The 24,133-nt window shown below is 61.8% G+C and carries 17 protein-coding genes; 13 read left to right on the forward strand and 4 right to left on the reverse strand.

The window, feature by feature from the left end; translation table 11 throughout:
• The first annotated feature begins 508 nt into the window (after nucleotides 1-508).
• Complete coding sequence (locus N4J17_RS04335) at nucleotides 509-1,633, forward strand: Fic family protein (protein ID WP_277458473.1); 1,125 nt, start codon at nucleotides 509-511, stop codon at nucleotides 1,631-1,633.
• Between the two features lie 276 nt (nucleotides 1,634-1,909).
• On the opposite strand, the gene N4J17_RS04340 is transcribed toward N4J17_RS04335, so the two are convergent.
• A complete protein-coding gene (locus N4J17_RS04340; protein ID WP_277458472.1) occupies nucleotides 1,910-2,878 on the reverse strand; it encodes an IS5 family transposase in 969 nt (322 codons plus the stop codon).
• A gap of 48 nt (nucleotides 2,879-2,926) precedes the next feature.
• Between N4J17_RS04340 and N4J17_RS04345 the strand changes: the two genes are divergently transcribed.
• Nucleotides 2,927-3,112 (forward strand): helix-turn-helix transcriptional regulator, encoded by a 186-nt coding sequence (locus N4J17_RS04345; protein WP_277458471.1) that lies wholly within the window; start codon nucleotides 2,927-2,929, stop codon nucleotides 3,110-3,112.
• Nucleotides 3,113-3,553: 441 nt separating this feature from the next.
• Here N4J17_RS04345 and N4J17_RS04350 read toward each other — a convergent pair whose 3' ends face one another.
• From N4J17_RS04350 to N4J17_RS04360, 3 genes are read right to left on the reverse strand one after another with little or no spacing between them, the layout of a single operon-like run.
• Nucleotides 3,554-4,648, reverse strand: coding sequence for a DNA methyltransferase (locus N4J17_RS04350; RefSeq protein WP_277458470.1), 1,095 nt, complete (start codon nucleotides 4,646-4,648; stop codon nucleotides 3,554-3,556).
• Nucleotides 4,649-4,651: 3 nt separating this feature from the next.
• Complete coding sequence (locus tag N4J17_RS04355) at nucleotides 4,652-6,766, reverse strand: ATP-binding protein (RefSeq protein WP_277458469.1); 2,115 nt, start codon at nucleotides 6,764-6,766, stop codon at nucleotides 4,652-4,654.
• 11 nt (nucleotides 6,767-6,777) lie between these two features.
• On the reverse strand, nucleotides 6,778-7,920 hold the full coding sequence (locus N4J17_RS04360; RefSeq protein ID WP_277458468.1) for a hypothetical protein: 1,143 nt from the start codon (nucleotides 7,918-7,920) through the stop codon (nucleotides 6,778-6,780).
• A 104-nt stretch (nucleotides 7,921-8,024) separates the two neighbouring features.
• Here N4J17_RS04360 and mads1 point away from each other — a divergent pair, with 104 nt between their 5' ends.
• Genes mads1 through N4J17_RS04415 form a run of 11 tightly spaced genes read left to right on the forward strand, consistent with a single transcriptional unit; the run spans nucleotide 8,025 to nucleotide 24,124 of the window.
• Nucleotides 8,025-8,252, forward strand: coding sequence for a methylation-associated defense system helix-turn-helix domain-containing protein MAD1 (gene mads1 / locus N4J17_RS04365; RefSeq protein ID WP_277458467.1), 228 nt, complete (start codon nucleotides 8,025-8,027; stop codon nucleotides 8,250-8,252).
• 11 nt (nucleotides 8,253-8,263) lie between these two features.
• Nucleotides 8,264-8,731 carry a BREX-3 system P-loop-containing protein BrxF gene (gene brxF / locus N4J17_RS04370; protein ID WP_277458466.1) on the forward strand — a complete coding sequence of 156 codons (468 nt, stop codon included), beginning with the start codon at nucleotides 8,264-8,266 and terminating at the stop codon, nucleotides 8,729-8,731.
• An 11-nt stretch (nucleotides 8,732-8,742) separates the two neighbouring features.
• On the forward strand, nucleotides 8,743-12,471 hold the full coding sequence (locus tag N4J17_RS04375; protein ID WP_338457640.1) for a DUF6079 family protein: 3,729 nt from the start codon (nucleotides 8,743-8,745) through the stop codon (nucleotides 12,469-12,471).
• 11 nt (nucleotides 12,472-12,482) lie between these two features.
• Complete coding sequence (locus N4J17_RS04380) at nucleotides 12,483-13,643, forward strand: AAA family ATPase (RefSeq protein WP_338457641.1); 1,161 nt, start codon at nucleotides 12,483-12,485, stop codon at nucleotides 13,641-13,643.
• Nucleotides 13,640-14,269, forward strand: coding sequence for a DUF4276 family protein (locus N4J17_RS04385; protein ID WP_338457642.1), 630 nt, complete (start codon nucleotides 13,640-13,642; stop codon nucleotides 14,267-14,269). The genes N4J17_RS04380 and N4J17_RS04385 overlap by 4 nt, the downstream gene beginning before the upstream one ends.
• Complete coding sequence (locus N4J17_RS04390; RefSeq protein ID WP_338457643.1) at nucleotides 14,266-17,046, forward strand: DNA methyltransferase; 2,781 nt, start codon at nucleotides 14,266-14,268, stop codon at nucleotides 17,044-17,046. The genes N4J17_RS04385 and N4J17_RS04390 overlap by 4 nt, the downstream gene beginning before the upstream one ends.
• Entirely contained in the window at nucleotides 17,043-18,077 is a 1,035-nt protein-coding gene (locus N4J17_RS04395; RefSeq protein WP_338457644.1) for an AAA family ATPase, read from the forward strand. The genes N4J17_RS04390 and N4J17_RS04395 overlap by 4 nt, the downstream gene beginning before the upstream one ends.
• Nucleotides 18,074-18,583 (forward strand): hypothetical protein, encoded by a 510-nt coding sequence (locus N4J17_RS04400; protein WP_338457645.1) that lies wholly within the window; start codon nucleotides 18,074-18,076, stop codon nucleotides 18,581-18,583. Before N4J17_RS04395 ends, N4J17_RS04400 begins: the two co-directional genes overlap by 4 nt.
• Nucleotides 18,580-21,405 (forward strand): helicase-related protein, encoded by a 2,826-nt coding sequence (locus tag N4J17_RS04405; RefSeq protein WP_338457646.1) that lies wholly within the window; start codon nucleotides 18,580-18,582, stop codon nucleotides 21,403-21,405. Before N4J17_RS04400 ends, N4J17_RS04405 begins: the two co-directional genes overlap by 4 nt.
• Entirely contained in the window at nucleotides 21,402-23,396 is a 1,995-nt protein-coding gene (pglZ, locus tag N4J17_RS04410; protein WP_338457647.1) for a BREX-3 system phosphatase PglZ, read from the forward strand. Before N4J17_RS04405 ends, pglZ begins: the two co-directional genes overlap by 4 nt.
• A 5-nt stretch (nucleotides 23,397-23,401) precedes the next feature.
• A complete protein-coding gene (locus N4J17_RS04415) occupies nucleotides 23,402-24,124 on the forward strand; it encodes a hypothetical protein (protein WP_338457648.1) in 723 nt (240 codons plus the stop codon).
• The last annotated feature ends 9 nt before the right edge of the window (nucleotides 24,125-24,133 follow it).

A 24,133-nucleotide genomic window follows, 5' to 3' on the forward strand; every position in this document is an offset into this window, starting at 1 on the left:
AGAACAGAGAGGCCCGGGAGGGCAAAATACGTGGAAATGGGAGGGGTGTCACTCGCGAGGCAAATCCGCGAAGTCCCGCCAGGACTGGCGCTACGGGCAGATGTGAAAAAGCCCGAAACGAGTTCGGGCTTTTGAAATTGGTGGTGGGGTGGTACCCCGCATCAAACGACTATTGAAAGTACGGAATCGAAGCGCTGCGGGTTGCTGCGAACCAGTGCGAACCGGAGCGAAAAGCCTGCCGGTACGCCCGTCGGCAGTGGACGATCAAGCAGGTTTTTCGGACTGATTGGTAGTCGGAATACGGCCTCAACCTCGTCTGCTTTCCGTGGCCAGTTCAATTCCCGAAACGGGAACTGAACCCGCGTCCGTTGCCACAGCCAATAACACACCCATTTACACCCATTCCTGAGGCAAGGCGATCCGTCATGCGGCGAATGGTGACCACATTCACCGCACAATGCGCGGCGATTGACTTGCGCGTGCGGAGATTGCGGTCCATAATCTCCGCATGAATAGCGGCGAATACAAATACATCTGGCAGGCCAGTGACTGGCCGAACTGGCGCTTCGACCTGGCGGCGTTGGCTGGCCCCATGGCCGAAGTCAGTCGTGCCCAGGGATTATTGATGGGGCGCCTGGCCGACGTCGGCATGGCCTTGCGTGACCAGGCGAGCCTCGCTGCGCTCACCGAGGACGTGGTCAAGACCAGCGAGATCGAAGGTGAGCAGCTCAACGTCGAGTCCGTGCGCTCGTCCATCGCCCGCAGGCTGGGTGTGGACATCGGCGCACTCGCTCCGGTCGATCGCCACGTCGAAGGCGTGGTCGAGATGGTGCTCGATGCCACCGCCAACTGCCAGGCACTGGTGTCGCGTGAGCGTCTGTTCGGCTGGCATGCCGCACTGTTTCCTACCGGCTATTCTGGGCTCTCCAAGATCAACGTCGGCGGCTGGCGCGACGATGCCACCGGCCCGATGCAGGTGGTGTCCGGCCCCATTGGCCGGCAGCGTGTGCATTTCGAAGCGCCGCCGGCTGATCGCCTCGAAGACGAAACCAGCCGCTTCCTCGACTGGTTGAATAGCACATCGAACGAACCGCCGCTGCTCAAGGCCGGGCTTGGCCACCTGTGGTTCGTCACCTTGCACCCGTTCGACGACGGCAATGGCCGTATCGCCCGAGCCATTGGCGATCTGCTGCTGGCGCGTGCCGATGGCAGCCCGCAACGCTTCTACAGTTTGTCGGCGCAGATCCAGCGCGAACGCAAGGCTTACTACGACATCCTGAAGCGGACCCAGAAGCGGTCGATGGATGTCACCGAGTGGCTCGCGTGGTTCCTCGACACGCTTCATCGTGCCGTCGACCAGGCCCAGCACACGCTGGACGCCGTTCTGACGAAAGCGCGATTCTGGCAGCGCTGGGCGACCACGCCCTTGAACGAGCGACAGGTGAAGTTGCTGAACAAGCTGCTCGACGGGTTCGAGGGCAAGCTCACCAGCAGCAAGTGGGCGTCTATCGCCAAGTGCTCGCCGGACACGGCACTGCGCGACATCAACGATCTGCTGACGCGGGGCGTGCTGCGCAAATCGGATGCGGGCGGGCGTAGCACTAGCTACGAGCTGAACGATCTGCCGGAGTAGCGGCGCATCTTGAAATTGCCTTGGCTCGCGGGCGGAACAGCGCCTTCATGGACTCCTGCCAACTCGTTCGGACGGAGACCAAGATGGAAGTCGCTCACCTCAATCAAAAACAACTCGCTGCCCGCTGGAGTATCAGTGAGGCCACCCTAGGGAAGGTCTGAACAATCCGCTCTGATGCCCTGATTTCCTGCTCGGACCATGGAATCAGCCTCGTTACAGGTGTTTGGGCACCACTTCCGGCGCATTGGGACGGGTTTCCCCGTCGAGCGGGCACAATTATCCCACGGGGCACAACAACTGCCGCCGCGCCATCCACAGGTTGGACAGCGCAAACAGCGTCAACACCTGCGAGGTGTTCTTCGCCAGCCCGCGGTAGCGCACCTTGGTGTAGCCGAACTGGCGCTTCAGCACCCGAAACGGATGCTCGACCTTGGCCCGCAGGCTGGCCTTGAAGTGCTCCCAGCGCTCGGCATGGCCACGCGCGCGCTTGGTCTTGATCGCCTTGATCGTCGAAGGCCTGGCCGCGATCCAGAAGCCGGCACTCACCCCGTCCAGCTCCTCGCGCTTGTCCGCGCCGGTGTAGCCGCTGTCGCCGCAGATCGTGTCTTCCTTGCCGTGCAGCAGCTTGTGCACCTGGGTCACGTCGGCCACATTCGCGGCCGTGCATTCGACGTGGTGCACCAGGCCGGAGTCGTCATCCACGCCGATGTGCGCCTTCATCCCGAAGTACCACTGATTGCCCTTCTTCGTCTGGTGCATCTCCGGATCCCGCGTCCCGCTGCTGTTCTTGGTCGAACTGGGCGCGGCGATGATGGTGGCATCGACGATCGTGCCACCGCGCAGGCTCATGCCCTTGTCTGCCAGCTTCGCGTTGACCTTGGTCAGCATCTTCGCCGCCAGTCCGTGCTGCTCCAACAATCGGCGGAAGTTGAGGATCGTGGTCTCGTCCGGCACCGTATCCAACCCGCCCAGCCGTGCGAAACGGCGCATCACCGGGGTGTCGTACAGCGCCTCTTCCATCGCCGGATCGCTCAGCGCGTACCACTGCTGCAGGAAGTGGATCCGCAGCATCGTCGCCAGCGGATAGGGCTGCCGGCCCGGCCGGCCAGGCTTCGGGTAGTGCGGCTCGATCAGCCCCAGCAGCGCTTTCCACGGCACCACCTGCTCCATCTCGGCCAAGAACAGCTCGCGCCGCGTACGCTTGCGCTGGCCCAGATCCTCCGCATCACCGAACGTCAGCTGCATGATCGACATCCCAATCGGGTCGCGCCATTGTCGCGCAGGTTGGATGTGTTGTTCAGACCTTCCCTAGAGCGCTGGCGCAGCGCGGGGATCGGCCCCAAATTTCTGAAGCTCTGCGGGCGGGTGCTCTACCGGCAGGCCGACATCGAGGCCTACGAGGAGTCATGCTTGGCGACCTCGACCAAGACGGTCACGACGCAGGTCAGTGCTGGCTGGGATGTTCCTTTTCGTCGGTAGATATCGACAAGTACCGACGATTTGCAACGTGACAGCACCGGCAGCCGTTTGGACGAGCCAGATTTCCAGCGCGATGAAAGTCCGCAGTCCGCAATCACGGTCCGATCAAGTAGTTTGTTGAAAATCAATGGCCTAGCATCAGGCCGTGCGGGCTGGTGAGGGTTCCTGCGGGTTCGTGCGGAAAGATTCGAACTCCTGCGGGGTCTCGGTGGGGCGGCAGCCTGCGCCAAACCTATATAACTCAGCGCCTTAGAACCGCCGCAAACTCCTGCGGAAAGGAGCGGAATCCCAGCCCTTGTTGCCAACAATCCTAACAGTTCCTGCCAGCGTCGGCATCAACCACGTCCATCGGATCGGCTGCCAGTTCGATTCCCGAGTCCGGAATTGAACCAGCGTCCGCTTCGGGTACCTGACACCCACAATCTACTCGACGCACCCGGGCTATTGCCTGGTCGCCCAAACGTCGTACTCGACCATCGGCTTGGACTTGGTGCGCAGGAAGGCATCCGCCTGGCGCTTGCCCTCTGTGGCAGACCCAGCCTCCCTGATGGTGGTGATACGCCAGCCGCTGTTACTGAGGGAGCTCTTGATGAGGTCGAGCGGGTCGGCGCGCCTGTCTGTGATGCCGCCGAACCGGATGACCATCTTGGCATCTTCCGCGCACACGTTCTCCGCGTTGCGCCATACCTGACGCAGATCGGCTGCAAAGTCCTCAGGGCTCGAATGAACGACCTGATCGCGGTTGGTGTAGTCGACAGCGTCGGGGCCACCCACGAACCAGTTGCGGAGCCACTGGTCGGGGATGTAGGTCCGCATGCCGTAGTACGGGGGTGAGGTGATCACCCAGTCGAACCGAGTGTCCGGGGTTTCGGGCTGGAGCGCATCGGCCTCTCGGCTGTCCGCCAATCGCACGGCTCCCGTGATGTCGGAAAACGTTCCGTAGTAGCGTTTCGCCCGCCGTTCGATCACGGCCAAGACATCAATAGGATCAGGCACAAGCCCTCGCCCCTGCCAGAAGCGTGTCGCATAGGCAGGCTTGGGGGCGTAGGTGCGGGGGCATTGGTTGGAGAAGTAGCTCGGGAAGGTCTTCTGCTTCGGGCCATGCAGCGCACCCAGGACGATGCCGCGGAGCGCGATGCGGGCATCCGTAGTGCAGTCCTCCAGGAATGCCTCCCGGAATCGACACAGCGCGTCCAGCACGGTCGGGTGAAACGCCCATTGCCAGAACTCGCTGGTCGGGATGTGGCGCGCTTCACGTTCGGTCAGAATCCTGCGTGCCTCGGCAAGGATGTCATCAACGGTGGTCGTTGCGAGCTTGGAGGCCGTGATGGCTGCAGCAACCGGACTGGAGTCCACCCCAAGGGAACGGAGGCCGACAAGTCGTGCAGCGAAATTGGTGGTGCCCCGGCCGCAGAAAGGATCAAGCACTACATCACCTGCCTGTGCTCTCCGCTTCAGGATGTTGAGCGGAAAGTCGAGCGGGAACATTGTGAAGTAGGGGCAAATTCCGTTCAGAGCCGTTTGTGCGGTGGACACTGCCTAGCTCCTCTTTCTGACGTAGGCAGTGTTGCGGGTCGGATGGCGGTATTGCTCCCACCCCTGGTCTTGTGGGCCATAGAAATGGTCAAGCGCCTTCTTCACCAGCCGGAAGGCCAGGGTATCCCTGTCATCCAAGTGCTCGGGCAGTTGATCGAGGAAGAATGCCTTGATGGAGCCCCATGCGGCTCCATCGGTGGATTCGATTTTTGCGATCAGCTTGGCATCGGCCCGCAGGGCGTCGATTGCCCGCTGCTCGATGTTTGCCATGACGTCCACCGGCTCGGCTTCTTCGTGTTCGGCCTCTGCAGGAAACAAAGTGCCTGCGCCCTCGGCTTCGGGAACGCGCGCTGTCGTCGCGATCTGCCTCATCCCGGAGAAGGTGCTGCGCAGCGTTTGGGCGTAGGTGTGACCGGCTGGCTGGTTGTAGTCATGGTCCCGCATCGAGAACATCTTCTCGAACGACAGGGCGCGGAGGCTGACTGGATAGGGCTTGCCTCCCACCGAGCTCCAAAACACACCCTGGCCTGGAATGGGCTCGTTGAGTAGCGAGCTCAACAAATCGTCACTGAAATGGGCGTTGGCTCTTTTCAGGGACGTGAGATCCGCCGCGGACAACAGGTGGAAGATGAACCAGTTGTCGCCCTGGCTGAGGATCTCGACAGGAATGCTGCCCGGCTGCTGGGTGATCAGCAGCGCGCCCAGATCGTACTTCCGACCTTCCTTCACCCAGGCGATGTACGGCTCGGCAGCCGGTGCGCTTTCGTTCAGCACCGATTGGGCCTCTTCGACGACTGCGATCGTTGGGATCGTCTTTGGATCGGCCGCGGTGAATTCCTGCTGGTTTCGATCGAAAATGCGGCGAAGGATCAGACCCGAGAGCACCAGTGACTGGCCGCCGCGCATCTGGGAAACGTCAATGACACACAACTTTCCCTCGGAGAGCGCGTGAACCAGCATGTCCATGAGTTGGCTGCTCTTGTCGTGCAGCATCCGGACAATCGATGTCATATTGGCCCGGGCGGCCAGAGCCTCGGCGTCCTGCTTTGGGTATTCAAGGTCTAGCAGCTTGGCAACATCCTCCAATGGCGTTGAGTTGCCGGTTTCATCAATGAGATTTACGAGCTTCTCCCAGCGCTCCTGGGGCAGGCCTCGAAGTTTCCGGACGTTCTGCTGTTCCTGACGTTCTGGCCCGAGCGCGATCGAAATCACGTCTCCTGGGCGTAGGCGGCGAATATCCAGCTTGATGCCCCCAGCCACGAACGACTGGTAGAAAGGACTCGGATTTTTCCTGTCGGTGAAGACGACAACCTTGTCCTCCAGAGCGGGGACATCGCACAGCCCCGGACGGCCCTTGTCATCAGGCCAGAAATATTCGCCATCTGGATCGAAGATCACCGTGCCCACGGGGACCTGCTTGCCGGCGCGCTTGGTGACGAAGGGCGTCGTCTCGTAGAGCTTCGAGAAGAGCAGCTTGTTGAGATTGGATTTACCGAAGCCCGCTCTGGCAAAGATGAAGCTGCGGCGAGACACCAGTGATTCGATCGGGAAGCGGACCAATACCTCGGGATCGACCACCTGCATCCATTCTTGCGCCTGGAGTGATTTGCTGCCCGCGGCGTAGATGTACTCGCCGAAGGCCAGATGGCCGATGGGCGCCCCATCGATGTTGTGACCGGCGATCTCGCGCAGCACGTCGTCGTTCGGAAAAGCCACCTTGCTGCCAACATGGGGGAGCCGGCGATGCGAGGGAACGAAGGTCAGCCCTTTGCCATTTCGCCGCAGCACACCGAGAACACGGATGTTCACCCGGTATTTCAGGTACTGCTCACGCAGATCTTCGGGAATCGGCCTATCCTCGCGGACCGCGCGGATATTGAATTCCTCGCCGGAGCCGAAGGACAGCTTGCCCTCCGAGGAGAAGGAGGCGATGCGTCCCAGCACGGCCTCATCGGGCGTCTCCAATTGGACGAGGAGGAACTGCCCATGCATCGGGATGTTTTGGAACTCGTTCCGGTACGGCAACACCAGGTCGGCGTGGAACTCCATGCCTCCTTGCTGGAAGCCCCGGAAGATGCCGACGACCTGTTCCCTGGGAAAAAGTTGGATTTCTGCCATGTTGTTCCCCCTCATCCGTACCGGCGTTGCGCTGGGTCGGCGTCCTGTAGCTGAAACGCGTCCAAGGTCCCCGCGTCACCACCGAGACTCGATCGCACACCTTCGTAAATGAAGTCCTGCAGGATGTCGAAATCGAAATCGACCAGGGCCGCGTTTTCATGCGCCTTTTGCAGGCAACGGGGGTAGTGCGGCACCGGGAAGCCGTTGATCGCGTCAGCGAGCATCGAGCCGAGGATGGTCTGCGACTCTCCGACTTGGGGCACAAAGATGTCCACCGGCCACACTGGGTCGCGGCGGTGTGAACCGAACTTCACCAGGAACATCTTGCCGCCGACGAACTTGTTGATCTCTCCACCCTCACCGGCGCGGTCATCGCCTCGCGCGAATTCCGACCAGACGTAGGCCTGTTCCTCAACCTCGCGCGGCACCTCCACGTAGGCCGGATAGTCGGTCTGAAGGACGCCTTCCAGCGCCATGGCGAGGCGATACCGTGAAAGCACCTTGCTGTGTTTGGCCACGCCAGCCAGGTACACCCGACGGCGGCTCTTGCTCCACTGCGCCTCGATGCGGTCCTTCATGCCCTGGAGCAGTCGCTGGAACAGCTCCTTGGCGAAGACCTTGCTGCGCAGTAGCCCGTCGCAAATGATCAAGGTGTCGGTACCAAAGTCCTTCTTCAGGATGGCGAACAAGATCGCCCACTCGACCAGTTCCCTGTAGACCTGCACCCAGCTGGGCGAAACCGGCTTCCCCTTATCGGTTGGCCGAATCATGTGGGAGAGCGCCGGCAGGCTGTCCACACCCAGAAAGGCCATCATCTCGCCCAGTGCCGTCCGCGCCGACCCGTCCGCAGCGAACTGACGCTCGTTGAGCTTCTGGACGGGGGTTGTGGGCGAGACCGCCTCCAGGCAGTACTCGTTGTTGCTGCTATCCACCACCCGGACCAGCTGGATCAGGAAGGGGTCGAACTGGAGCTGGTTGTTGCCGCCATCGGTGCCGACCAGCGAGATCGACGTCGTGGCACGTGGTTGGATGCGGCGCGTGGCGCTCTTCAGAGGGCGGATCTCTTCCCGAAGCGCGTCCAGCACCCCCTGGTCGGTGCCGATGCAGTCCGCGATGGCCTCCTTCAGTTGGGCCTGGCTCGCCGGGTCGATCATTCCCCCTCCTGCCGACTGGCTGTTCAAACATAGACAAGTTTGCCGTATGCTTGCCAAGATTACCATCATCACCGGCCGCTGTCCCGATACCGGGTGAGGAAGCGATGAAAGACGACACTGGAGAGATATTCACGCTCGACGAAGTAGCTGCCTACCTCAAGGTGGGCAAGCGCACGGTCTATCGCTTGGCGGCGGCTAAGAAGATCCCCGCATTCAAAGTTGGTGGCACTTGGCGATTCCGGCGCCAGGAAATCGACCAGTGGATCAAGAGGCAGACGGCGGAAGCCCAGAGCGATGATGGTCCTGGCGGACCTCATGGCAGGAATGGGTAAAGGGCCGCCCCATGCTCACACGACTGGACCGTCTGGTAGACGAGATCGCGGCCCTGCACAGCAAGCTGATCCTGCTTGTTGGGCGCCCTGGATGCGGCAAGAGCGCGCTGCTGGCCGAGCTGGCCAATCAGCGCGGTATGAAGGTAATGAATGTCGGAGCGGTGTTGGGAAAGCGTCTCGCGGCGCTCGCCCAGCGGCAGCGAGCACTTCAGGCCAATGTCGCGATGCGGGAGCTGGCCGATGAGTACGCGAGTGGCGATCTGGTCCTGCTCGACAACATCGAGCTGCTGTTCGATCAGTCGCTCAAGCTCGATCCGTTGGATCTGCTCAAGCGCCACGCCCACGCTCGGCGTGTTGTAGCAGTGTGGCCAGGAGAGCTGCGCGACGGTCGGTTGAGCTATGCCGAGATGGGGCATCCGGAATATCAGGACTACGGCCTGGAGGGCGTGGTTCCGTTCGAAATTGAATCGATTGGGTAAAGGGAAAACGCATGCGCTACGGGGATCTCATTCAGTTCGAGCCGATCGAGTCGGTCATTCAGCTGCTCGACGCCAATCGGCCCGATGAGGCAAAGAAGCTCGTCGCCACCTACGTCATCTCCGACGACATGGCCGAGCGGATCACCAAGCAGATGATCCCGCAGCTCTCGTTCGACGAATCGGTCGACCACAAGGGTGTGCTCGTGGTCGGCAACTATGGCACCGGTAAGTCGCATTTGATGTCGGTGCTGTCGCTGATCGCCGAGGACGCCGCCTACGTCCCCATGATCCGCCACCCCAAGGTCGCCGAGGCTGCCGGTGCGATCGCCGGCAAGTTCAAGGTGCACCGGATCGAGATCTCCAGCCAGATGTCCCTGCGCGACATCATCACGCAGGAGCTCGAGATTTTCCTGGAGAACCAGGGTGTTAGCTATTCCTTCCCGCCGGCCGACAAGGTGGTCAACAACAAGGCCGCCTTCGAAGAGATGATGGCCGCGTTCGACGAGGTGCACCCCAACCACGGCGTCCTCCTCGTCGTTGATGAATTCCTTGAATACCTGCGCTCCCGCAAGGACCATGATCTGGTGCTGGATCTGTCCTTCCTGCGCGAGATCGGCGAGGTCACCAAGCACCTGCGCTTCCGCTTCGTGGCCGGCGTGCAGGAGGCCATCTTCGACAGCAGCCGCTTCCAGCACGTGGCCGACAGCCTGTATCGCGTGAGCGAGCGCTTCACCCAGGTGCTGCTTGCCCGCCATGACGTGAGCTTTGTGGTGGCCGAACGCCTGCTCAAGAAGTCGGCCGACCAGCAACACAAGATCCGCACCTATCTCACGCCCTTCGCCAAGTTCTACAGCAATATGAACGAGCGGATGGATGAGTATGTCCGCCTTTTCCCCGTTCACCCGGACTACATCGGCACCTTCGAGCGGCTGATCTTTACCGAAAAGCGTGGCGCGCTGGTCACCCTGCGCGACCAGATCCAGGCTCTCCTGGATGAGGAGGTGCCGACCGATCGCCCCGGCTTGATCGGCTACGACAAGTTCTGGGACACGGTCACCTCCAACTCGGTGCTGCGCTCAGACCCGAATATCGGCCCGGTGTTGAAGGTTGCGGAGGCGCTGGGCGAGCGCGTGCAAAAGGCCTTCACCCGTCCGCCCTACAAGGCGATGGCCATGCGGGTGATCAAGGGGCTGTCCGTACACCGCCTGACCACCGGCGGCGACATCTACGTGCCGGTGGGCCCAACGGCCGAGGAACTGCGCGACACGCTTTGTCTGTACCAGCCCGGCATCGAGGACATGGGCGGCGAGCCTTCCGACGACCTGCTGACCGCCGTGCAGACGACGCTGCGCGAGATCGTCAAGACGGTCAACGGCCAGTTCATCTCCAAAGCGCCAGATACCGAGCAGTACTACCTCGATCTCAAGAAGGACGTCGACTACGACGCCCAGATCGAAAAGCGCGCCGAAGCGCTGTCCGACGACGCCCTGGATCGTGCCTACTACAGCGCCATGATGCAGCTCATGGAATGCACCGATGAGCATGCCTACGTTACCGGCTACAAGATATGGCAGCACCAGGTCGAGTGGCAGGACCGCCGCGTGGAGCGCAACGGCTACCTCTTCCTAGGGGCGCCCAACGATCGGCCGACCGCCCAGCCCGAGCGCGATTTCTACATCTACTTCATCCAGCCGTTCGAGCCGCCCCGTTTCCGCGACGACAACAAGACGGACGAGGTGTTCTTCCGACTGAAGGGGCTGGACGACGCCATCAAGCGCCATCTGGCGTTCTACGCCGCTGCCCAGGAACTTGCTTCCACGGCCAGCTGCGCGGCAAAGGCCGTCTACCTGGACAAGGCCCGTCGCGCCTTAAGCGACATGAGCAAGTGGCTGCAGGACAAACAGATGACCGCCTTCGAGGTCACCTACCAGGGCAAGACCCGACGCCTTTCGGAATGGGCCAAGGGCGTGTCGATGCGCGACAAGCTCCGATTGGGCCCGGACGAGCGCGCCAACTTCCGCGACATCGTCAACGTCACCTCAGGTCTGGCTCTCGGCACCCATTTCGCGGATCTTGCGCCGGAATATCCGACCTTCTCTGTCCTGGTCACCGAATCCAACCGCAAGCAGCTCATCACCAACGCCCTGAAGGCGCTGGCGGGTGGAACGCGCACCAAGGACGCCATCGCCATCCTGGACGCGCTGGAGATGTTGGACGGCGACCGCATCGAGCCCACGCGATCCAAGTACGCCCAGGAAGTGCTCAACCGGCTCAAGGCCAAAGGCCACGGGCAGGTGCTCAACCGCAGCGAGCTGCTCGTTCCGGTTGCTGGAGACATCGAATATTTCTACCCAACCAAGTACAGACTGGAGCCAGACCTTCTGATCATCGTGCTGGGCGCGCTGGTCTACTCGGGCGACATCGTGCTGGCGATTACCGGCGACAAGATCGACGCCGGCAAGCTGTCGCTCCTGGCCGAACGACCCTTGGACGACCTGATCCAGTTCAAGCACATCGAACCGCCCAAGGAAATCAATGTCGCCGTCTTGCGCTCGCTGTTCGAGCTGCTGGGCCTGCCGTCCGGCCTTGCCCAGATGGCGACGCAAGGCAAGGAAGAACCGGTCAAGAAACTGCTGGATGCCGTGGCCAAGCTGGTACAGCGTGTGCTCACGGTCGGCACCGACCTGCAGAACCGCCTCAGCTTCTGGGGCCAGTCCCTGCTGCGCGAAGAAGAGCTGCGCGATTGGCGCACACGGCTGGAAGCGCTCAAGGGCTTCCTGGAAGGACTGTCGCCCTACAACACCGTCGGCAAGCTGAAAAACCTGCGCATCACCCAGGACGACATCGATACCCAAAAGAAGAACCTCGATGTGCTTGCCGCAGTGGAGAGACTGCGTGACCTGGTTGCCGAGCTGGGCAATGTTGCCGCCTACCTCTCCCAAGCCGAAATGGTGCTGCCCGGCGATCATCCCTGGGTGCAGCAGGCACAGGCTGCCCGCAAGGACATTCTCGACAAGCTCGCCGAGGACCGCAGTGCGCAGCATGCCGCTGAATACCGCCAGCGCCTGGCCACGTTGAAGAAGGACTACATCACCGCCTACGTGGCGCAACACAGTAAGGCCCGGCTCGGCGTGGCGGAGGACAAGACCAAGTCCGCTCTGCGCAAGGATCTGCGCATGGTGACCCTGCGCGCCTTGGCTGGCATCTCCCTCATGCCCACCGGCCAGCTCACCACCTTCGAAGACAGACTGGACAAGCTCAAGAGCTGCGCATCCCTGGTGGAAAGGGAGCTGGAAACAAGCCCGGTATGCCCGCACTGCGGTTTTCGCCCTGCCAACGAGCAGGGCGATCTGCTGCCGGCCGCCAACGTGCTCAAGGCCCTGGACGACGAACTCGATCGTCTCCTGGAAGGGTGGCAGCGAACCCTACTGGACAACCTGGACGACCCGATCATTCAAGCGAACTTCGAACTGCTTAGACCTAAGCAGCGTGACCTGATCAAGGGCTTCCTTGCGTCGAAAGCCTTGCCGGATCCGGTCACGCCCGAGTTCGTCGCAGCGGTTCAGGAAGCGCTGTCCGGCCTCGAAAAGATCGTGGTCACCGGCGACGACGTCAAGAGGGCGCTGCTCGCTGGTGGATCCCCCGCGACGCCCGAGGATCTGCGCAAGCGTTTCGAGTCGTTCCTGAGCGAGCGCTGCAAGGGCAAGGACGCGAGCAAGCTGCGGTTCGTGGTGGAGTAAAGGAGCCCGACATGATCAAGACCATCACGCTCACCAATTTCCTGAGTTACGGACCCGCGCCCGAGCCGGTCGAGCTGCGCGCGCTCAATGTGATCATCGGCCCGAACGGATCTGGAAAGTCCAACCTCATCGAGGCACTGGAGCTGCTGTGTGCAACTCCGAAAGACTTGCTGATCCCCATCCGCGACGGCGGCGGCGTCCGCGATTGGCTGTGGAAAGGCGCCACAAAGCCGCCCATCGCCATGATCGACGCGGTCATCGACAACCCCAAAGGCCCTGTGCCGCTGCGCTATGTGCTGAGTTTCACCGAGGTGGGCCAGCGCTTTGAGATCGTGGACGAAAGGGTGGAAAACGAAGTGCCCGATGTGGGACACGCCCAGCCCTACCTGTACTACAAGTTCGAGAGTGGGCATGGCGTGCTCAACGTCAAGGGCAAACAGCGTCGCTTGCAGCACGAAGACATCGACCCCACCGCATCGATCCTAGCCCAGCGCAAAGATCCCGACCAATACCCAGAGCTGACCTACCTGGGCAACGCTTTCTCGAAGATGCGTCTGTACCGGGAGTGGAGCTTCGGCCGTTACACCATTCCTCGCCTTCCCCAGAAGGCCGACCTGCCCAACGAGCATCTGGAGCCCGACGCGAGCAACTTGGGCCTGGTGCTCAACCGTTTGCGTCGTGAGCCAACCGTCAAGAAGCGGCTGCTGGATGCCTTGAGGGCGCTCTACGATGGCATCGACGACTTCGATGTGCAGATTGAAGGCGGCACTGTGCAGGTGTTCTTCCACGAAGGGCGCTACACCGTGCCTGCCACCCGCTTTTCGGACGGCACGCTGCGTTATCTGTGCCTGCTCGCGATCCTTTGCCACCCCAACCCGGGGCCGCTCGTCGTCATCGAAGAGCCGGAGCTGGGCCTCCACCCGGATGTGCTGCCCACCCTGGCTGAGCTGCTCAAGGAAGCCTCCGCGCGCACGCAACTCGTCGTCACCACCCATTCCGATATCCTGGTCGATGCGCTGACCGACCAGCCCGAAGCGGTACTGGTCGCCAGCAGGGATGAAGCGGGTACGCGCCTGGAACGACTGAGCGCCGAAAAGCTCAAGCCCTGGCTGGAGAAATATCGCTTGGGGCAGCTTTGGACCCGCGGCGAGATCGGAGGGACACGGTGGTGAAGCTCTACGTCGAGGGTGGCGGTGACGGCAAAGCCCTGCAGATCGAGTGTCGCCGCGGATTCCGGGAGTTTCTCGAGAAAGCCGGCTTGAAAGGCAAGATGCCCGCCATCGCCGCCTGTGGTGGCAGGCGCTTCGCCTATGAGGATTACTGCACGGCGATCGCCAACGGCGAAGCGGCGATGCTGCTGGTCGACAGCGAAGCGCCTATCGCGGCCGCACACCAGAAGGGAAAGCCAGATGAGTGGCTGCCTTGGCAGCACCTGAAAGCCCGACAGGGTGATGGCTGGGACAGGCCCCAAGGCGCCCGTGAAGCCGACTGCCACCTGATGGTGCAGTGCATGGAATCCTGGTTCCTAGCCGACCGAGAAAAGCTCAAGGACTTTTTCGGCCAGGGCTTTCGGGACAACGCCCTGCCATCCGCCGCAAACCCGGTCGAAACGATCGCCAAAACGGCGGTGCTCGACAGCCTGAAGAATGCCACGCGTCACTGCCAGCTCAAAGGGCAGTACGGCAAAGGCGATCACTCCTTCAAATTGCTGGCGCAACTCGACCCTGCCAAGGTCGTCGCCGCCTCGCCCTGGGCGAAGCGCTTTGTCGACACCCTCAAACAGAAGATGGGCGCATGAACGATCTACTCAAACACCGAGAGCAAGACTCCGGCCCTGTGGAATGTCTCGGACTCAGCTTCCCCAACGACCAGGCCCGCCGCGAACACTTTCTTAAGCTGCTCGCCGAAAAGCTGAAGGACCCGGAATTCCGCAAGCAGGAAGGTTTCCCGCAGGGGACGGATGAGGCGATCCTGGCCATGTCCGACCCGCCGTACTACACCGCTTGTCCGAACCCCTGGCTCGCGGATTTCGCCAAGTACTACGGCAAGCCCTACGACCCGAACGAACCGTACCGGCGCGAGCCGCTGGCCATCGACGTCTCGGTGGGCAAGACCGACCCGATCTACAAGGCGCATTCCTACCACACCAAGGTGCCGCACCTGGCTATCGTGCCATCGATCCTGCACTACACACAGCCGGGTGACATCGTCCTCGACGGCTTCGCGGGATCAGGCATGACAGGCGTTGCCGCGCAGTGGTGCGCTTCCGCGCCTGCGGCCTACCGGCATGAGCTGGAGATGGAGTGGAAGAAGCAAGGCAAGCCAGCGCCGAAGTGGGGAGCACGTCGCGTCATCCTCAACGATCTGTCGCCGGCGGCCACCTTCATCGCGGCCAACTACAACCTGCCGTTCGATGTGGACGCCTTCGCCAGGGCAGGCAAGCAACTGCTCGATGAGCTGGAAGCCGAAATCGGCTGGATGTACGAGACCCTGCATTCGGACGGCAAGACCAAGGGGAGAATTGAATACACCGTTTGGAGCGAGGTCTTCACCTGCCCGGAGTGCGCGGGGGAGGTGAATTTTCTCGACGAGGCGCTGGACGAGGACAGTAAGCGAGTACGAGAAACTTTCCCGTGCCCGCATTGTGGGGCGGAGCTGACGAAGAAAAAACTGGAACGGCTGTACGTCTCAAAGCTGGACCCCATCACCGGAAAGACGCTCCAGACTCCCATGCGCGAGCCGACGTTGATTTCTTATCGCGTTGGCAAGAATCGCTACGAAAAAACGCCAGATGCTGATGATTTGGCACTACTGGCCCAAATCGAGACACTGGCATTACCACGGTATGTTCCTGTCGTTGAGTATCCCTATGCTGACATGTGGGAAGCGCCGCGGATGCGCGACAAGGGAATCACGCACACTCATCACCTCTTCCTCCCCCGCGCCGCCCAGGCGATGGGCCGGCTGTGGGCAAAGGCGCGCGCCCATCCCGATGCGCGCATCCGGGCGTTTTTGTTATTCATGGTGGAGCAGGCGATATGGGGCTTGTCGGTGCTAAATCGATACGGCCCAACGCACTTTTCACAAGTGAACCGCATGCTCACCGGCGTCTATTACGTCGCTTCACAGCACGCTGAATGCAGCCCTTGGTACAACCTGGGCGGCAAACTCGACCGTCTGATCAAAGCGTTCCGTGATTACAAAATCGGCGCTGGCAGGACGGCAATCTCCACCGGCACCGCCGCCCGTCTGCCGCTGCCGGATGACTCGGTGGACTACATCTTCACCGACCCGCCGTTTGGCGAAAACTTGCCCTATGCCGAACTGAATTTTTTGGTCGAGGCGTGGCACGGGGTGATGACGCAAGCCAAACTGGACGCCATCGTTGATCGTACCAAGGAAAACCGTGCGGCTCAGAAGTCAGTAGATGATTATCGAAGGCTGATGACCGATTGCTTCGAGGAATACTTCCGTGTTCTCAAGCCCGGTCGCTGGATGACGGTAGTGTTTTCCAACACGCAGGCCGCCGTGTGGAATGGGCTGCAAACCGCTATGCAGGAAGCGGGTTTCGTCATCTCCAATGTGTCCGCGCTCGACAAGCAGCAAGGTAGTTTTAAGGCTGTCACTACAGCAGTTGCCGTCAAGCAGGACCTGGTGATCTCCGCGTACAAGCCCAACGGCGGGCTGGAGCAGCGCTTCCGCGAGCGCGGCGCCACGGAGTCCTCGGCCTGGGATTTCGTGCAGACGCACCTGCGCTATCTGCCGGTGGCCAAGACGAAAAACGGCGCGCTGGAGTTCATCGTCGAGCGCGACCCGCGCATCCTGTTCGACCGGATGGTAGCCTGGTTCGTGCGCCACGGCGCGGCTGTGCCGCTTTCCAGCCAGGAGTTTCAGCACGGCCTGCACGTCCGCTTTCCCGAGCGGGACGGCATGGTGTTCCTGCCCGAGCAGGTGGCCGAATACGACAAGAAGCGCGCACTGATGGCGCAAGCGCCGCAGATGGAGCTGTTCGTTTCGGACGAGCGCAGTGCCATCGACTGGCTGACTGACTTCCTCAAAAAGCGCCCCTCGACCTACCAGGAGATTCACCCTGAGTTCACGGTGCAGCTCGGCGCCGGCTGGAAGAAGCACGAGAGCAAGCCCGAGCTCGCAGCGCTGCTGGAGGATAACTTCCTCCGGTATGACGGTACCGGCGAGGTGCCGAGCCAGATCCACGCCTACCTTTCGACCAACTTCAAGGATCTGCGCGGCCTGGACAAGAACGATCCGCGCCTGATCGCCAAGGCCAAGGATCGCTGGTACGTGCCCGATCCGAACAAAGCGCAGGACCTGGAGAAGAAACGCGAGAAGGCACTGCTGAAAGAATTCCAGACCTACCTGAGCTTCACCGGTCGCCGGCTCAAAGAGTTCCGGCTGGAAGCGCTGCGCGCCGGCTTCAAGGACGCCTGGAGCAAGAAGGATTACCAGACCATCATCAAGGTGGCCCAGAAGATCCCGGACGAGGCGCTGCAGGAAGACGAGAAGCTGCTGCTCTGGTATGACCAGGCACTGACGAGAATGGAGGGGGGCCTATGAGCAAGCTCAGCCACATCAAGCTGGAGAATTTCACCGCCTTTGCCAGCCTGGACCAGGCGTTCTCCCCAGGCGTCAACGTGATCATCGGCGCCAACGGCACGGGTAAGACCCACCTGCTCAAGGTGCTCTATGCCGCCGCGGCGATCACCTTGGGCGAAGACCGGGAAAGAGGCTTTGCCCGCAAGCTGCTCGGCGTCTTCAATCCCTACCAGGCGCGCATGACACGTCTGATACGACGACAGCAGGGCTTGCCCGCTGCCGAGATCAGCATCGCGCGAGAGGATGGCGCCAAGCTCAAGACGGTCATCGACAACCGGAAGGCGGACGTCAACGATGTGCGCGTCTCTGGGGAAACCAAGTGGCTGAGCATCAGCATGGAGTCCGCGTACATTCCGGTCAAGGAAATGCTGGCCCACGCACCCGGTTTTCTGGCGACGGCATCGAAGCGGGAGATCGCCTTCGAGGATGTCTATGTCGACATCATCAAGAAGTCCTTTCTGCCAAAACTCAGAGGCCAACCCCATGATAACCGTAAACGGCTTTTGAATGCTTTGCAAAAAGCGATCGAAGGAAAGGTAATTGCCAAGGGCGAACATTTCTTTCTTAAGAATAGCCAGGGTGAATTGGAGTTCACTTTGCTGGCCGAGGGCATGCGCAAGCTTGCGCTGATCTGGTTGCTAATCCAGAACGGCACGCTCTTGTCCGGCTCGCTGCTCTTCTGGGACGAACCCGAGGCCAACCTGAACCCCTCTCTCATGGGCGAGGTCGTCGAAATCATTCTGGAACTGCATCGGCTTGGGGTTCAGGTCTTCCTGACCACCCACAACTATGTTCTGCTCAAGGAGTTCGACCTGCGGCAGAAAAAGGGTGATGCCATCCGCTATATCTCGCTGTATCGCGATGAGCAGAAGGCGGTCGTGGCCAACGCCAGCGACAGCTACACGGGCATCGACCCCAATGCCATCACCGGAACCTTCAGCGACCTATACGACCGCGAGCTGAAGCGCAGCCTGGGAGGGTTGGTCGAATGACGTCTTTGGCCGAGGGGGACTTGCAGATCGCCTTGCCGGCCGGGGCCGCTGGGCGAAAGTTCGATGATGGGGCGACTCACGGGCTTTCCCACTGCATGAAGGCCGTGGATTTCATCGTGGAGCTGGATGAGAGGATTCTTTTCATCGAGTTCAAGGACCCGGATCACCCGGCCGCGCAACCCAAAGATCGGAACACGTTTCTGACAAAGATTCTGAGTGGCGGCTTGGATTCAGACCTGAAGACGAAATATCGGGACTCCTTCCTCTACGAATGGGGAGCCGGCCGAGTGACCAAGCCGATCTACTACCTCGTGTTGATTGGCGCGAGCAGCTTGTCCGAGGCGGAATTGCTAGCCAGAACAGATGCCCTGCGGCGGCAGCTCCCCGCCCATGGACCTGGTGACAGACCCTGGAAGAAGCCATTTGTCGCCGGTTGTGGCGTCATGAATATTGAGACGTGGAACAAGGCCTTGCCACAGTTTCCCGTCAACAGACTCAGCGCATGACTGCTTGGAACGTCGGCGACTGGTGCTGGCATGCCCGGCAGGCGTCCCCCTGCCGGGTGATCGACCGCCAGGACGTGTGGGGCGAGGTCGCCTACCGCGTCTGGCTGCCGGCCAAGGATGCCGTGGTGCGCGCCCGCGCCCAGGATCTGGGCGAACTGACCAACGTGCGTCCGACGGTGGAGCAGATCCTGCACACGGTGGCCGCGGCCAAGCTGCTCGACGCGCTGGAAGACAACCTGCTGCTGGCGCCGATCCAGTCCAGCGTGGTGCCGCTGCCGCACCAGCTCTACGCGCTGAATCGGGCCATGAGCCGAGATCGCATCCGCTACTTGCTGGCGGACGAGGTGGGGCTGGGCAAGACCATCGAAGCGGGGCTGATCCTGCGCGAGTTGAAGCTGCGCGGCATGGTGCGGCGGGTGCTGGTGGTGGCGCCGAAAAGCCTGGTGCGCCAGTGGCAGGCCGAAATGCGGCTGCACTTCGGCGAGCACTTCCGCTTCGTTGAGCCATCTGAACTCGCGGCCTTCCGTCAATGGCGCGACAACGGCACCCAGAACGACGAGAACCTCTGGCGCATGCATGACCAGGTGATCGTCTCGCTCGACTCGGTCAAACCCATCGAAGGCCGCCGTGGTTGGAGCTTGGAGCAACTCGCCACCTACAACCGCGAGCGCTTCGAGGATCTGATCTCGGCAGGCTGGGATTTGGTGATCATCGACGAGGCACACCGCCTCGGCGGCAGTACTGAGCAGGTTGCCCGCTACAAGCTCGGTGCCGCTTTGGCCGAGGCCGCTCCCTACTTGCTGTTGCTATCCGCGACGCCGCATCAGGGCAAGACCGACCAGTTCATGCGGTTGATGCAGTTGTTGGACCGTGAGGCCTTTCCGGACGAAGGCAGCATCGACCGCGATCGGGTGCGCCCGTTCGTGATCCGCACCGAGAAGCGGGCCGCCATCGACGCGGAAGGCCAACCGCTATTCAAGCCCCGGTCCACACGACTTCACCCGGTAGCTTGGCAAGAGCGGCATGCCGCTCAGCGAAGGCTCTATGAGGCCGTGACGGACTACGTCCGGCACGGGTACAACCAGGCGATGGCTGCCAAACAGCGGCACATCAGCTTCCTGATGATCCTGATGCAGCGGCTGGTGACGTCCAGTACGGCCGCCATCCGCGCCACCCTGGAGAAGCGCCAGGCCGTGCTGGAGGCGCCTCAGGCGCAGGCGAGCCTGTTCGAGGCAGTTGCCCCGGATGAGTGGGCAGAGCTCGACGGCCAGTCCCAGCTCGACATTGCCGTGCAGGCCAGCGGCTGGGAGCGGGAGAAGTCGGAGGTCGAGATGCTGCTGGATCTCGCCCGCGAAACCGAGCGACAGGGGACGGATGCCAAGGCAGAAGCGCTGTTGGAATTGATCTACAAGCTCCAGCAGGAGGAGAACGACCCGCAGCTCAAGGTGCTGGTCTTCACCGAGTTCGTTCCCACCCAGGCCATGCTGGCGGAGTTCCTGGAGAGCCGGGGCTTTTCGGTGGCGTTGCTCAACGGCGGGATGGACCTGGACGCGAGAACCCGCGCCCAGCAGGCCTTCTCACGAGATGTCCGGATACTGATCTCCACCGATGCCGGCGGCGAGGGCCTGAACCTCCAGTTCTGCCATGTCATCGTCAACTTCGACATGCCATGGAACCCGATGCGGCTGGAGCAGCGCATCGGCCGGGTGGACCGTATCGGCCAGCCCCATGTGGTGCGGGCCATCAACTTCGTGCTGGAAGACACGGTGGAGCACCGGGTGCGCGAGGTGCTTGAGGAGAAGCTTGCCGTCATCGCCCAAGAGTTCGGTGTCGACAAGGCAGCCGACGTGATGGATTCGGTGGAGGTGGAGCCGCTGTTCGACGAGCTGTTCGTGCATGGACTGCAAAACCCAGCATCGATCGACAAGGAATGTGATGCGCTCATCAGCCAGGTGCGCGACAAGGTCGCCGCCAGTCGCAAAGACACCGATCTGTTGACGGAAGACCACACGCTGGAAGCAGACGATGCCCGCAAGTGGCGGGATCATCCAGCGCAGTATTGGTTGGAGCGTGCGATCACCGCCGGGTTGCCTGCGCGAGGTGGAGCGGCTGAGAAGGCAGGCGACGCTTGGCGCGTGAGGTGGGCGGACGGGAGCGAGTCACCCCGTGTCTGCTTCGACGCGCGCACCGCCGAACAGAACCCTGAGATGGAGTGGATCACGCTGGAAGATCCACGCGCCCGTGCAGTCATCAGCGAACTGCCGCGCTGCGTGGCGGGCCAGCCCCTGCCGATTGCGGCAGTCAGCGGCTTGCCCGATACGGTGCACGGCGTGTGGTCGCTGTGGGAGATCAGCATTAGCGCGTCCAATCTCTCTGAGAACTTCAACCGGCGGCGATTCTTGCCCGTGTTTGTTACCGACGATGGCCGCACCTTCGTGCCGACCGCCAAGCGGATCTGGGATTTGCTGCTGACCGAGAACGTGACGCTCGCCCCGAAGGTCGAGGTAGAGCATGCCTTGGCCTGCTTCGAAACGTCGCTGGCTGCGGCCAAGGCACAGGGGGAGCGGCTTTTTACCGAGCTGCTGGAGGAGCACCGTGCCTGGCTCGCCGAGGAGCGTGAACGGGCGCGCTACGCCTTTGAAGCGCGCTACCAGGCGATAGGCCGCATAGGCCTTCCCGCGGTCAGGGAGCACCGGCGCAAACGGCTCGAAGCCGAGCACGAGACGCGTCTGGCAGCGCTGGCGGATGCGGAAGCCTGCACGCCGGATCTCAACGCCGTGCTGATGTTGAGAGTCGGCCAATCGGGAGGTGCACAGGCATGACCGCATGGGCTGATCGCATCCTGAAGGAGTTCCCCTCCGATCTCGCCCGGCTGTGGATTGTCACCGACCCGGACGACGTGTTACTGGATGAGCAGGTGTTGTCTGGCCTGCGCGAGCGCGGTTTCGACGTATTGCCTTTCGAGGACAGCATCGCCTTCCGGGCAGAGTACGAGGAGCGCTATCGGGCGGCGTGGGAACGCGGGGAGCCTGGCCCGTCCCGCGCCTTGGTCCTCCAGTTGCGTGGCACGGCCCTGGGCGAACTGCCTTGGGACTACTTGCGCCAGGCGCGCAAGGTCAGTCTGGGGCTTGTAGAGCTGTTTCCGAAACTGAGCTATGCGGTGGTCAGGCAGCTGGGCAGCGAGATGCTACCCGCGCTGTTCGAGGCGCAGGCGCGGCACGTTCATCAGTCGCTGGGTGAGGCGGCGACGAAGGAGTTTGTGCTGACGCACATCTTCCGGATCAGCCCGCATCTGATCACCCGGCCAGAGGACCTTTGGCGTGAGCTGCTCCGTCTGCACTACCGCGAGGCACTGCTGCCGCCCGTGTTGGCGGAGCACGTGGAGCATGTGCTCGGTGAGCGAACGATCTTCACGGGCATTCCTGTCGCCGATCTGTTTTCGCAGAAGAGCTTCGCGCTGCGCGTGGTGCAGGACGCTTGGTATCGCTATCTGACCAAGCTGGGGCTCACCGGAACGCGAACGGGGGAGCCGGAGCCGCCGGACTATGTGCCCAAGCTCGACATCCCGTTCGATCACCACGATGTCCGTGTGATTGTCGATTCGATGTTTCTGGACGGCACGCTACACCCGCTGGCGATCCAGGGTGTGCCGGTCAACCTGCCGGAATGGGCGAAAGCGGGTGTTGTGCAGGATCCGTTGTCGATGCGGAATCTGGTGCTTGAGGGCATCAAGAACCTCGAGGATGAGATCCCGACCTCTGCTTCTCCCTACCGCGACTGGACCCATTTCTCGCGTCGGATCGGCGAGGTGATCTCGCGTTTCCACGGTCTGGACGCGGCCCGGGCAGAAAGCCTGAAGGACGAAATGCGGGGCTTGGTGAGCGATGCAGACAGCCGGCTGCAAGAGTGGGTTGAAACGCACTACGCCGATTTGCCGTCCCTGCCAGCGGCCAAGGCGCCTGTCATGGTCCATCACGTGCCGCGATACCTTGCGATGCGCCGAGCGCGTGGCGAGGAGAAGATCGCGCTCGTGGTCTTTGACGGGCTGGCGGTAGATCAGTGGACCCAGATTCGCGAGTGCATCGTTCATCGAGCGCCGCGACTGATGTTCGACGAGAACGCTTGTTTTGCGTGGCTGCCAACCCTGACGTCGGTTTCCAGGCAGGCGCTGTTCTCCGGCCTGCGCCCACGCGAGTTCGCCGACAGCATCGAGACCACCTCGAAAGAGCCCCAGCACTGGACGCGGTTCTGGCAAGACCACGGACTTCGCGCCAATGAGGTCTTGTACCGCAAATCGCTCAAGCGCATGGATGACCTTCCTGAGCTGGAATCTCTGCTCTCGAGCCCATCCGTGAAGATTGCAGGTCTGGTCGTGGATACGGTCGACGAGATCATCCACGGCGCCGTGCTCGGCAAGCGCGGCGTTGCAACCCAGATTGGAAATTGGTGCGAATCGGGCTTTGTGGATCGCCTGTTTGCGATGCTGCTGGAGAACGGATTCCACGTCTACCTGACCGCTGATCACGGCAATGCCGAAGCGGTAGGGATTGGCCGTCCGAACCAGGGTGTCGCCTCGGAACTGCGCGGAGAGCGTGTCCGGACGTATCGCAGTGGGACTTTGGTTGCGGAGACAGCAGCGGCAAATCCGGACACCTTCCGTCTTGATGTCGCTGGACTTCCGGCGAACTTCATGCCGCTATTTGCAGGAGGGCGTGGGGCATTCGTGCCGAAGGGTGACCAGGTCGTGGTCCACGGTGGCATGTCCCTGGAAGAACTGATCGTGCCCTTCGTGAGAGTGAGTTACGTAAATTGAATCGAATGAAGTCATCAGCACCGCAAATTGGCTTCGACCGCTTCATACCGCTGGAGTGGGCGGCGGCTGCGCTGCGGGTGCGTGCTGATCTGGGGACGCTCGATGATCTGAATGCCCTGTTGGACGCAGCCGAACTGGGTGTGGCAGCACGAAAGAAGACACGGACTGTACTGAATCGTTTGTGGCTTGAGCCACGCCCCGAACTCGCCGACTTCGCCGAGCGTGCCGTCGCGATCTTCAAGGCCGACCCGAGCGTCCCTATCGCCGCCCTGACCTGGGGCATGGCCATTGCCACCTATCCGTTCTTCGGCAAGGTGGCGGAGCTGGTGGGGCGCCTCTCGGCGTTGCAAGGTGACTGTGCTTCGGCGGAAGTCCATCGCCGAATGAGCGAAACCTATGGCGAACGCGAAGGCACGTACCGGATGACCAACATGGTGCTGCAGTCGCAGGCGAGCTGGGGCGCAATCGAGCGCATCGAGAAAGGCAAGCGCCTCGTGCGCATGAAGCCGATCGTGGTCAGCAACGAACAGGCTGTGGCCTGGCTTGTCGAGGCGGCGCTGCGTTACTTCGGCAAAGCCGTATCGGTTCCGACGCTGTCGTCCTTGGCGGTGCTTTATCCATTCGTGCTGGATCAGCCGCTGGGCTACCTTGCATCAAAGAGCCCGAACCTGGAAGTGAGGTCGGAGGGAGCCGGAATCCAGTTCGTGTGCCTGCATCCCGCACGGTGACGATCGTTC

It is taken from the genome of Methylococcus capsulatus (genome assembly GCF_036864975.1).
Classification (GTDB): Bacteria; Pseudomonadota; Gammaproteobacteria; order Methylococcales; family Methylococcaceae; genus Methylococcus.

Excerpts from the sequence above, each read along its gene's own strand:
- N4J17_RS04380 (WP_338457641.1), top strand. The coding sequence starts at position 12,483 with ATGATCAAGACCATCACGCTCACCAATTTCCTGAGTTACGGACCCGCG.
- N4J17_RS04375 (WP_338457640.1), top strand. The coding sequence starts at position 8,743 with ATGCGCTACGGGGATCTCATTCAGTTCGAGCCGATCGAGTCGGTCATT.
- N4J17_RS04340 (WP_277458472.1), bottom strand. The coding sequence starts at position 2,878 with ATGCAGCTGACGTTCGGTGATGCGGAGGATCTGGGCCAGCGCAAGCGT.
- brxF (WP_277458466.1), top strand. The coding sequence starts at position 8,264 with ATGCTCACACGACTGGACCGTCTGGTAGACGAGATCGCGGCCCTGCAC.
- pglZ (WP_338457647.1), top strand. The coding sequence starts at position 21,402 with ATGACCGCATGGGCTGATCGCATCCTGAAGGAGTTCCCCTCCGATCTC.
- N4J17_RS04395 (WP_338457644.1), top strand. The coding sequence starts at position 17,043 with ATGAGCAAGCTCAGCCACATCAAGCTGGAGAATTTCACCGCCTTTGCC.
- N4J17_RS04405 (WP_338457646.1), top strand. The coding sequence starts at position 18,580 with ATGACTGCTTGGAACGTCGGCGACTGGTGCTGGCATGCCCGGCAGGCG.
- N4J17_RS04415 (WP_338457648.1), top strand. The coding sequence starts at position 23,402 with ATGAAGTCATCAGCACCGCAAATTGGCTTCGACCGCTTCATACCGCTG.
- N4J17_RS04400 (WP_338457645.1), top strand. The coding sequence starts at position 18,074 with ATGACGTCTTTGGCCGAGGGGGACTTGCAGATCGCCTTGCCGGCCGGG.
- mads1 (WP_277458467.1), top strand. The coding sequence starts at position 8,025 with ATGAAAGACGACACTGGAGAGATATTCACGCTCGACGAAGTAGCTGCC.
- N4J17_RS04390 (WP_338457643.1), top strand. The coding sequence starts at position 14,266 with ATGAACGATCTACTCAAACACCGAGAGCAAGACTCCGGCCCTGTGGAA.
- N4J17_RS04335 (WP_277458473.1), top strand. The coding sequence starts at position 509 with ATGAATAGCGGCGAATACAAATACATCTGGCAGGCCAGTGACTGGCCG.
- N4J17_RS04360 (WP_277458468.1), bottom strand. The coding sequence starts at position 7,920 with ATGATCGACCCGGCGAGCCAGGCCCAACTGAAGGAGGCCATCGCGGAC.
- N4J17_RS04355 (WP_277458469.1), bottom strand. The coding sequence starts at position 6,766 with ATGGCAGAAATCCAACTTTTTCCCAGGGAACAGGTCGTCGGCATCTTC.